Source organism: Paenarthrobacter sp. NCHU4564, assembly GCF_052156435.1.
In the GTDB taxonomy this organism is placed as follows: domain Bacteria; phylum Actinomycetota; class Actinomycetes; order Actinomycetales; family Micrococcaceae; genus Arthrobacter.
This window is the reverse complement of sequence record NZ_JBQLIS010000038.1, coordinates 1-9,290: the sequence shown is the minus strand read 5'-3', so window position 1 is coordinate 9,290 and position 9,290 is coordinate 1. Positions and strand designations below refer to the sequence as shown.

Genomic DNA, 9,290 nt, shown 5'->3' with positions numbered 1-9,290 from the left:
GCTCTGGCCACCGCAATCGGTGCATAAATCTAGCCGGAGTGCTACTCGTCCCACTTCAACACGTCCCGCTGCCAGTCAAAGTACGGGAGTGGAAGTAACTGCGAAATGCTCATTCATATGGTGCCTGCCGCCTTCATGGATGGCGACCTTCGCCTTGGTGCCCGGACATCGCGGTCACTTCACGGGCAGATGGCCAGCAGCACATTTCCGGAAAGTACGCGCCGTACGGTGAAGCGCTAATCTAGTGGCGTGCCAGTCTTCGAAGCCCGAACCATGATCAGCGCCGAGCCCGAAATCGTATGGGACATCCTGACGGACGGCGGAAATCTCACGGTGTGGAACTCTGGAATTTCAGCCGTTGCAGGGCAGATCCACGACGGCGCAAAAATCCGAATCCGAACCGGAGGTGAGCGTCAGCGTGACATCTGGCTCCGCATCCGGCAGTCGCAACCCCACACCATGCAGTGGCGCGGCAGCGCCTACCTTGGCCTGCTGCGAGAAACCTTTACTGTTGCTCTGACCGAAGAGCCGACAGGGACCATTCTTTTGGCCCGCCATGAACTCAGAGGTCTGGTTCTGTTGGTGCGGCTGCAACGGCCCTTGAGGTCCACTGCTGACATGCAGGTCTTCGTGGATGCTGTCCGCTACAGGGCTGAGCTACTCGCCAGGCATGCCAGGGCTTTGGCTACGCGACTTGGGGGTCAGGGCGCGTCTGAGCGGGAGTCAGCAGGCACTAGGTCTTGAATTTGCCGTACAGGCCGCTTCAGGTGCGTGCCCCTGTACCTGCATCACGGCCGACAGGCTGAGCGCCTGGGATTATGCAGCTTCCTTCCTTCAAAGCAGTCACGATCAGTTCGCGGTCCGCGTTGGACGCCATGCAGAAAGGCTTCCAAGTTGAAAAGCCTTTGTGCTCGCCGGTGGCAGAGTAATTCAGCCACAGATCATCAAAGTGTTTCAGCGCTTCAGGGTAAGGGACGTTCAATCAGATCTGCTTGGTCCCAGCTGGAGTGGTGAGTGCCTCGCACTATTCGTGAGGTTAGCCCTGGGGTCATCTGTGGCCCTATGTGGGACTGTAGATGGCTGGAAGCGCTTCTCCTTCCGCGCCCTGACTAACGGCGACTTTGGTCTGTCGACCCTTCCGGAGACCCAGAACCATAGGTTCCGTTCCTATTTGTCCATCTGTGAGGTAGCGATTAACCCATAACGAGCGGTTATGCGCGTATTCGACTACGGCCCCTACCGCTCCACGTCTAAGACCCCTAGATTCTAGGTAACGGGGGTTTCGCAGGGAATCTCAGACCATCGGTATTGAGGACGGGCGGTAACAGCAAGTTATCGGCTCCAGCCCCCACCGGACTACAACTTCAGCAATGGGAGATAACGGCATGGCTTCACGGGTACAGGACTTTTCAGGGCGCAAGCTCATCGTTGTCGGCGGGTCAAGCGGCATGGGCTACGCCGTTGCAGAGCAGGTCGTAACCGCCGGCGGCACGGCCGTCATTATCGGCCGAGACCAGCGGAAGCTGGATGACGCCACCAGTGCCCTGGCCCAGAAAGGCGATGTCTTTGCCATCCAGGCGGATCTTGCTGACGATGCATCGGTAGAGGTAGTGCGTTCCGAGCTGACTTCTGCCCACGCAGACGCTACCTTGTTGGTCAATTCCGCTGGGGTGTTCGCTCCCAAACCCTTCTTGGAGCACTCGGCGGAAGACTACGACCGCCAGTTTGTGCTGAATCGGGCAACGTTCTTCATTACTCAAACCGTCGCTGCCAACATGGTCGCAGCGGGTCGTGGAGGCGCCATTGTAAACATCGGCTCAATGTGGGCGCACCAGGCAGTGGCGGCAACCCCCTCCTCCGCGTACTCGATGGCCAAGGCCGGGCTTCACTCCCTGACCCAGAACCTGGGCCTGGAGCTCGCTAATCACGGAATCCGTGTCAATGCCGTAGCACCGGCTGTAGTCCGCACGCCGATCTATGAAGGGTTCATCCCGCGCGATGAAGTAGATGCAGCCATCACGGGCTTTAACAGCTTCCACCCGATCGGTCGGGTCGGAACGGCCAAGGACATCGCCGACGTCGTTACTTTCCTCCTTTCCGAGAAGGCGGGCTGGGTGACCGGAGCAGTATGGAATGCCGACGGTGGAGTCATGGCCGGCCGCAACTAGTCCGTCCAGCACCTGCAGCCGCGGTGCCTGAGGAAAAAGCTCAGGCACCGCGGCTGTGCTGTTGCCATTTCAGTTCAGCCGAAATACGCCAGGCGCCCGACTAAACCCGCTTAGGCGCTCAGGCCAGAGAACAAAGGACACCATGGCAGATCCTCAACAGGCCACCCGTGAACAGGCCTATACGCCCCAAGATACTGCTGAGGAAGCCAAGGTGCAGCGCCGCACCATGCTCGTTCTGGTCATCGTGCAGATCATCGGTACTGTCGGAGTGGGCGTCGCCCCCTCAATTGGCATCCTGTTGGCGGGCGAGGTCACCGACAACGAAGCGTGGGCCGGGTTGGCCCGGACGGCCAGTACACTCGGAGCAGCGTTGTTGGGCCTTCCACTTGGAAATCTCGCGGCTCGTAAGGGCCGCCGCTCGGCCCTTGCAACCGGGTGGTGGACGGCAGCCGGAGGCGGAGCACTGCTGGTTGCCGCCGCGCAATGGAGCCTGATTATTCCGCTTTTCGTCGGCCTTCTTCTGATAGGCGCCGGTTCCGCAGTCAGCCTTCAGGCTCGCTTCGCAGCCGCAGACCTTGCGTCTCCACACCAAAAAGCACGCGCGCTTGCCTTGGTGGTATGGGTTGGGACGCTTGGCTCAGTGCTGGGCCCGAACCTGGGAGTGCCGGGTGAAGCGATCAGCCAGGCCACCGGGCTCACAGTCTTCGCCAGTGCATTCCTCATCGCCGCGGCCTGTCTGGGCCTCGCCGGCACCATTGTCTTTGTCTGGCTGCGCCCGGACCCGCTCGTCTTTAACAAAGACCGAACTCCTACCCCACGCCCCGTATCTGCAGCAAAGAAGCCCGGCCGTTTCCGCGGTGTTGTCACCGAACTGCGCAGCAACGCCGAATCACGCTTCGCTGTCATTGCGGTCCTTACTGCCCAAGTCGTGATGGTGTCCATCATGACGATGACACCAGTACACCTCGCACATCACGGCGGATCAGTCACAGTCATCGGCATAACAATCAGCCTTCACATCGCCGGCATGTACGCACTCGCGCCTGGTGTTGGATTCATTGCAGACCGCTACGGCCACAAAGTGTCTGTTGGGATTGGCATCTGCATTTTCGCGGCCGCCCTCGCCACCGGAGGTCTCAAGCCTGACAGTACCGCGTGGATGATGTTGTCCCTGATCCTGCTGGGTGTCGGATGGTCCTTTGTGAACGTGGCAGGCTCAGCCCTGTTCAGCAAAGCAGTCTCAAACCAAAACCGTGCTTCGTCACAAGGAGGCATCGACGCACTCTCCAACCTTTTGGGTGCGGCCGCAGCTTTTGCCGCAGGGCCACTCCTGACAGTCACCAGCTTCTCAACACTAACGATTTTCGCCACAGCGGCACTTATCCCCCTGACCCTACTCACCCTCGGCAGCAGCATACGAGGCAGGAGCCGGTAGACAGAGACGTCGGCGCCTTTCCTGCGTTGCGGCCAGGTGAGCCCAGGAACTCACGAGCAGACCACTTTTGGCCCCTGCATCCGGCGGCAAAAAATGGGTCTGCAGTTGCAGCCGGTACCTCGGCTGGTTGACCCTTCCGGCAGCCAGCAGATGGATCCCTGCTGGGTCCTCTGCCAGGTGCCGGGTTCGAGCCCACCTTCCTTAGCTGGATTCTGACGTCACTGTCTGGACGGAGCAGGACCAGCGATTGACTCCCGGACGTTTCGTGCTGCCCGCAGTCCTGCGATCAGTGCACCTTCGATGTGGCCGGCAAAGTACGGGGCCGTTTCTGTCGAGGCCCAGTGAAGCCTTCCCTGAAAATCTCCGCGCTGGTATAGCTCGTGTCCAAACCAGGCAGTTGAGGCGGCAAGGTCCGGTTTCCTAGGAGTGGTGTACCGTTCCCGACTCCAATCCATGATCAAAACCTCAACCGGATTGCTCGCTTTGCCCCCAAACAGCCGAATGAGCTGTTGCCGGTAGGTCCTTTCTATGTCTGCACCGGGCAGGCGTCTGAGCTCTACAGCGTTGGCGAACGCGAATATAGCGGCGGCCGCGTCCTCCGGGCCGCTCATGTCATGGAATTCGCGGAACGGCCCGGCGTAACTGATAGCCGAGCCTGCCAATCCTTCTTCGCGCCAAAAGGCTCTTTCAAACACAGCCACCGCCTTCACCGTTGATCCCATCCACACTGGTGTTGCCCTGATGACCTCGTTCGCATTTGAGGCCAACGACGGATTGAAGGCTATGCTCTCGGCCGCGAGGGAAGGAGGGATGGCCATAACCACGGCTGATGCCTGGATGCGTCCGCCGGCGGCAGTGACAACGACTCTGCTGTCGGAGAATTTCACACCCGTGACGGGGCTGCTCAGGTGCAGGACTCCGGACGCAAGCTTCCCGGCCAGTCCCTTTGCCAGTGATTGGGCCCCCTGACTGAAGCGCAAGGCGGGAGAATCTACTGGGTTACCGTCGAGGCGAATGGGCCCGGTCAGGTCGCGCTCGAAAAGTGCGTCGCCGGCGGTGCGTTGCTGGAAGCTGCCAAGGTCGAGCTCAACAAGCAGGTCGGCAACCGCAGTTTCGTTTGCCCAGAACCAGGTGGCCCCGAGGTCCAGATGGCGCCCTGAGCCCTCTAGGGTGAGAACGCGCCCTCCCACCCGGTCTCTCGCTTCCAGACAAATTACAGCCACCCCGGATGCTGATAAGGCCGCGGCCGCGGCCAGCCCGGAAATCCCGGCGCCTATGACGACAACGTCGCAGCGCATGCCAGCGCCCGTCACGGTGCAATTCCGGTTTCCAGCACGATGCGGAACCGTCCGCCGCCGTTGCGTAGCCGTTCGATGGCATCCGCGGCCCGGTCAAGATCCATTCGTTCGATGATCGGTCGGATGTCGTTGAGTACAGCGAACTCCATTGCTTCCTGGGTTTCCCGGGCGCTGCCGGTCAGGTGACCGGTCACTGTTTGAGCGTTCATGACGAGTTGCGCGGCGGGGATCGAGACTGCACCCGCATCTACGCCGATCAGCGTGATTTGTCCCTGAACTGCGAGTCCTCTCACCAACTCGGCCGCCGGCTCTGTAGAGGAGGCCGTGTAGACGATGAGATCCGCGCCGCCCATTGCTGCCAGCGCGGCGCCAGGTGAAGTCACCTCATTGTTGATGTAGGTTCCAGCGCCCAAGGCGTAGGCAAGCTTTCTACGATCATCGCCCCGCGCGATGGCGACGGTTTCGTAGCCAAGTTTCGAGGCAAACTGGACAGCCATGTGTCCCAGACCACCAAGACCGAAGACTGCGACCCGGCCCCCAGCACGGATACCGGCCTTGCGAACCGCATTGAACGTTGTGACCCCGGCACAGCCGAAGGGGGCGGCTTCGAAAAAGCCCAGTTCCTCGGGGATGCGGGACAAAGCGTCCACCGGCACGGTGATGCTCTGCGCCCACCCGCCCGAGTAGGACAGCCCTGGTACCTTGCACTGTTGGCAGTGCACAACGTCACCGTGCTGACAGTATTTGCAGTGACCGCAACTGCCGCCGAACCAGCCCACAGTTACCCGGTCCCCAGCTTTCCACGCCGTAACGCCTTCTCCTACCTCATCTACGATGCCTGCGACCTCATGTCCGGGTGTGACGGGGAAAACGACCGAGGAGCCTGAAGCTGAGGCGGTAGCAATGTCCGCATAACAAACACCGCTGGCTACCACGGCGACGCGTACCCAGCCTTCAGCTGGGGTTTGCGTCGGAGTGGTCGATGGCATCAAAGGTCCATGGGCCTCGACCACGACCATGGTGCGGGCAGAACAAGTCAAAATTTCTCCACAAGATAGTTCCCGTTTATGGCTCCGGTTGCCGGCACGCCGATCCTAGCAAGTGCCAAGCGGGCCAGTAGGCGTGAAGGATGAATACACTTATAACCTGTCGTTATGGGCTGTTAGGCTAGTATTGAAACATGCTGGATCGGTTGAACCTGGAAGGGCTGCGCTATGCGCAGGCTGTAGCAGAAACAAAATCATTCAGTGCTGCTGCGAAGGCCTACGGAGTGACGCAGCCGGCACTTTCCAATGGCATCGCCCGACTTGAGGAACGGTTCGGGGCACGCTTGTTCGACCGGTCCCCCAGAGGCGTCACCAAAACAGCGTTCGGAGCACGTATCCTGCCGCTGATCGACAATGCCCTCTCCGGACTCGACGCAATCACTGTTGAGGCACAGCGGCTCACCTCTGCTGACGACAACAAGATCCGCCTGGGCGTTTCTCCCCTGATCGGCCCCCAGCTTGTGGCTCGGGCATTCAGCGCAGTGCGTGAACTTCCCGTACCAAGGGACCTGGTGCTGCGTGAAGCCAACATGGAGGAACTGCGGGAAGCCCTGCTGACCGGTGACCTCGATCTCGTACTCATACCCGCCGTCGCTGCGTTGCCGCGCTTTGACCACCTGATCATCGACGCGGAACCTTTGGTCGTTATTGACCCCTTGTGCCAGACCGGGACCCCGGTGGACCTTGCCAGTACCGGCAATGACAAGCTCATCATGGTTCCGGACACCTGCGGGCTAACCCGGTTTACGACTGATTTGTTCAAGGCCCACGAGATGGCCGTCCATGCCTACCCGGGAGAACCTGCCAGTTACCAGGCCTTGGAGGAATGGGTAAACCTGGGGCTAGGTTCAGCCATTCTTCCCGTTTCCAAACTCACCTCCCCCGACGTCCCTCACCGGCCGCTGATCGACGACGGGAACGAAGTGGAAATCTTCTACGAAGCCGTGTGGAAGTCCGGCACATCAATGGCACCTGATCTAAGGCTGCTCGCCCAAGACCTCGCAGCCCGCTGATCCATTTACCCTGTTGTCAGGGCGGTCACTACCGGCCATCGAAACCGGCGCTTACTCAGATGAAGGCGCAGCATTTCAGGCTGCCCAGCTGCCGTCTGTCAGATGCTCGGACTTGCCAAGGGGCTACTTGGATTACCAGGAAGCACCTCAAGGGTAGCGGGTACCGCTGTCCCCGAGCTCTGCCGGCAGACGCGCGGGACGTTCTCCACCGCTGTCCCTCAGCGCTACCAGCGAGAAACCGGCCCTCCGTCCTCGCCGGGTCGCGGCGACCTGGCTTGTCCCTACGGCGGAGCTCATTTTGCTTCGCCTGGGCCGACGCTCCGGGCAGCGACTCCTGCGTCGCTGCAGTAGCCCTTACGGGAACGCTTGAGACACAAAAGACCGAGTACCTTGTTATCCCCGTTCACAACTACGAGGCGGCGCCTCCCTGTCTGCGTTAGGGCTGCGGTTGCCCCCTGCAGGCGCAGCTGCGGTTTCACGGTTCTGCCCAACATCACCCCAAAAACCTTTGCCCCGGCGTCATCAAGGGCTGAGGAGGGAATATCAGATCTTGCCGACCCGGACCGAAACACGGTACGTGACGTGACCTCGCAACTTCCGGAGGGACTCGGACTCCTGGGAGTGATCGAATCATGGGAGAAGTACGAATCTCTCCTGCAAGGCGTCAGCGAGCTTCCCGAACTGTCGTTGGAAGATGTCAAGCTTCTTGCACCGATCCCCGTTCCGAGGCGCGACATTTTCTGCGTGGGCAAGAACTACCGTGAGCACGTTGTCGAATTTGGCCGGTCCGGTTACGACACCCCGGAACGCTCGGAAGAACTCCCCGAGGCGCCGGTGGTCTTCCCGAAGGCCACGACTTCGGTGACCGGTCCCTTCGATGACATTGAAGCGCACCCCGCCGTCACGCAGGAGCTGGATTACGAAGCCGAGCTCGGTGTCATCATCGGTAAGGGCGGCCGGGGCATTTCCCGTGAGGACGCTTTTGACCACGTTTGGGGCTACACCATCATTGATGACTTCACCGCACGCGATCTGCAGCGCAAACACAAGCAGTGGCTGTTGGGTAAGTCCCTGGATACGCACTGCCCCATGGGCCCCTACGCCGTGACCAAAGATGAGGTCCCGGACCCCGGAGCGCTCCGCGTGCAGTCGTGGGTCAACGGAGAAGCCCGGCAGGACGGGCAAGTCAGTGACCTGATTTTCGATATCCCCGAACTGATCTCCACCATTTCCGCGGGAATCACTCTTCTGCCCGGTGACATCATCGCCACCGGCACACCGGCCGGCGTTGGAATCGGATTCAACCCACCGCGCTTCGTCCAGCCCGGAGACATCGTCGAAATCTCCATCACGGGTCTGGGAACCCAGCGTAACCAGGTTGGCGCCGTCGTTCCCGCCTGAAGTCCCCGCAAGGGCAGCCACCCAACACTGTGCGGAACCTGATCCGTACACCTATCCACCAGAAGGAGCCATCGATGGTTGTAAAGTACCTCCCCGAAGTTGACGGGCTTTCAAAGTTCGGAGACTACTCCCCCGTAGCAATTGCCGACGGCGTCGTGGCAATTGCCGGCCAGTTCGGCCTGGACACGACGGATCCTGCAAGCCAGGTCCGTGGGGCCTTTGCCAACGTCGGCAAGGCGCTCGAAGCTGCAGGCCTCGGATTCGACGACGTCATCAAGTTCAACACCTACGTCGTTGGCCGCGAAACCATTCCTCACTTCATGGAGACCCGCAAGGAAGTCTTTGCGGAGATCTACCCGGGAGGGATCTACCCGCCCAACACGCTGCTGATCGTAGCAGGCCTCGTTCACGAGGAATTTGTCGTCGAGATCGAAGCCATTGCTCAGAAGGACCCGGCCGCGTCCTAACCACAAGAGGCCACGAGCCCTTGTCCGTAGCACCGTGGGCGCAGTCTTCCTAAAGATTCAACGCCCACGGCGCTACGCCTCAAACCCCCGCTCGAATCGCCTGGTTTGGGACCCAGAAACAGGCTGATGCACCTGACCCAAGACTCCGTCACTTGCAGCCGGTCCCCAGCGCGAAACGGCCGAGCATCTGAATGCCTCACGATGATCGCGACCCGATGATTCCCGTTCAAAGGCTAGGCATCATTTCCGTACCCGCGCCGGCGCACCGACGTTAAACTCGCCAATTCTTTAACATCGCGTCAACATGAATTACTGAACGGACAAACCCATGACAACACATGGATCTGGTTTGGATGCCAAGGTGGGTATGCAGCGACGCGCCCGCTTTGGTAGCTTCATTGGGACCGCCATTGAGTGGTACGACTTTTATCTTTACGGGACGGCGGCGGCGCTGATCTTTCC

At 60.3% G+C, this 9,290-nt stretch carries 9 protein-coding genes and 1 pseudogene; 6 read left to right on the top strand and 4 right to left on the bottom strand.

The window, feature by feature from the left end:
* Positions 1–249: 249 nt before the first annotated feature.
* Positions 250–744, top strand: a complete 495-nt coding sequence (locus tag ACSVIE_RS20780) for an SRPBCC family protein (RefSeq protein WP_442425113.1) — start codon at positions 250–252, stop codon at positions 742–744.
* 19 nt (positions 745–763) lie between these two features.
* On the opposite strand, the gene ACSVIE_RS20775 is transcribed toward ACSVIE_RS20780, so the two are convergent.
* Positions 764–982 carry a hypothetical protein gene (locus ACSVIE_RS20775; RefSeq protein WP_442425112.1) on the bottom strand — a complete coding sequence of 73 codons (219 nt, stop codon included), beginning with the start codon at positions 980–982 and terminating at the stop codon, positions 764–766.
* A gap of 403 nt (positions 983–1,385) precedes the next feature.
* On the opposite strand from ACSVIE_RS20775, the gene ACSVIE_RS20770 reads away from it, so the two are divergent.
* Both ACSVIE_RS20770 and ACSVIE_RS20765 read left to right on the top strand, forming a co-directional pair.
* Positions 1,386–2,168 carry an SDR family NAD(P)-dependent oxidoreductase gene (locus ACSVIE_RS20770; protein ID WP_442425111.1) on the top strand — a complete coding sequence of 261 codons (783 nt, stop codon included), beginning with the start codon at positions 1,386–1,388 and terminating at the stop codon, positions 2,166–2,168.
* Positions 2,169–2,310: 142 nt separating this feature from the next.
* Positions 2,311–3,603 carry an MFS transporter gene (locus ACSVIE_RS20765; protein WP_442425110.1) on the top strand — a complete coding sequence of 431 codons (1,293 nt, stop codon included), beginning with the start codon at positions 2,311–2,313 and terminating at the stop codon, positions 3,601–3,603.
* Positions 3,604–3,821: 218 nt separating this feature from the next.
* On the opposite strand, the gene ACSVIE_RS20760 is transcribed toward ACSVIE_RS20765, so the two are convergent.
* The 3 genes and pseudogenes from ACSVIE_RS20760 to ACSVIE_RS20750 form a co-directional block, all read right to left on the bottom strand.
* Positions 3,822–4,916 (bottom strand): flavin monoamine oxidase family protein, encoded by a 1,095-nt coding sequence (locus tag ACSVIE_RS20760; RefSeq protein WP_442425109.1) that lies wholly within the window; start codon positions 4,914–4,916, stop codon positions 3,822–3,824.
* Positions 4,913–5,551 (bottom strand): zinc-binding dehydrogenase, encoded by a 639-nt coding sequence (locus ACSVIE_RS20755; protein WP_442425114.1) that lies wholly within the window; start codon positions 5,549–5,551, stop codon positions 4,913–4,915. Before ACSVIE_RS20755 ends, ACSVIE_RS20760 begins: the two co-directional genes overlap by 4 nt.
* A gap of 33 nt (positions 5,552–5,584) precedes the next feature.
* Positions 5,585–5,890, bottom strand: a pseudogene (locus ACSVIE_RS20750) (alcohol dehydrogenase catalytic domain-containing protein); the annotation flags it as partial.
* 191 nt (positions 5,891–6,081) lie between these two features.
* Between ACSVIE_RS20750 and ACSVIE_RS20745 the strand changes: the two are divergent.
* From ACSVIE_RS20745 to ACSVIE_RS20735, 3 genes are all read left to right on the top strand, one after another.
* The gene (locus tag ACSVIE_RS20745; RefSeq protein WP_442425108.1) at positions 6,082–6,960 is read left to right on the top strand and encodes a LysR family transcriptional regulator; all 879 of its coding nucleotides are present in this window, start codon (positions 6,082–6,084) and stop codon (positions 6,958–6,960) included.
* Between the two features lie 582 nt (positions 6,961–7,542).
* Entirely contained in the window at positions 7,543–8,361 is an 819-nt protein-coding gene (locus tag ACSVIE_RS20740) for a fumarylacetoacetate hydrolase family protein (protein ID WP_442425107.1), read from the top strand.
* Positions 8,362–8,435: 74 nt separating this feature from the next.
* Complete coding sequence (locus ACSVIE_RS20735) at positions 8,436–8,828, top strand: RidA family protein (protein ID WP_442425106.1); 393 nt, start codon at positions 8,436–8,438, stop codon at positions 8,826–8,828.
* Positions 8,829–9,290 lie beyond the last annotated feature (462 nt).

Bases quoted from the DNA above. Each gene is read 5' to 3' on its own strand.
- ACSVIE_RS20770 (WP_442425111.1), top strand. From the start codon at position 1,386: ATGGCTTCACGGGTACAGGACTTTTCAGGGCGCAAGCTCATCGTTGTC.
- ACSVIE_RS20765 (WP_442425110.1), top strand. From the start codon at position 2,311: ATGGCAGATCCTCAACAGGCCACCCGTGAACAGGCCTATACGCCCCAA.
- ACSVIE_RS20745 (WP_442425108.1), top strand. From the start codon at position 6,082: ATGCTGGATCGGTTGAACCTGGAAGGGCTGCGCTATGCGCAGGCTGTA.
- ACSVIE_RS20735 (WP_442425106.1), top strand. From the start codon at position 8,436: ATGGTTGTAAAGTACCTCCCCGAAGTTGACGGGCTTTCAAAGTTCGGA.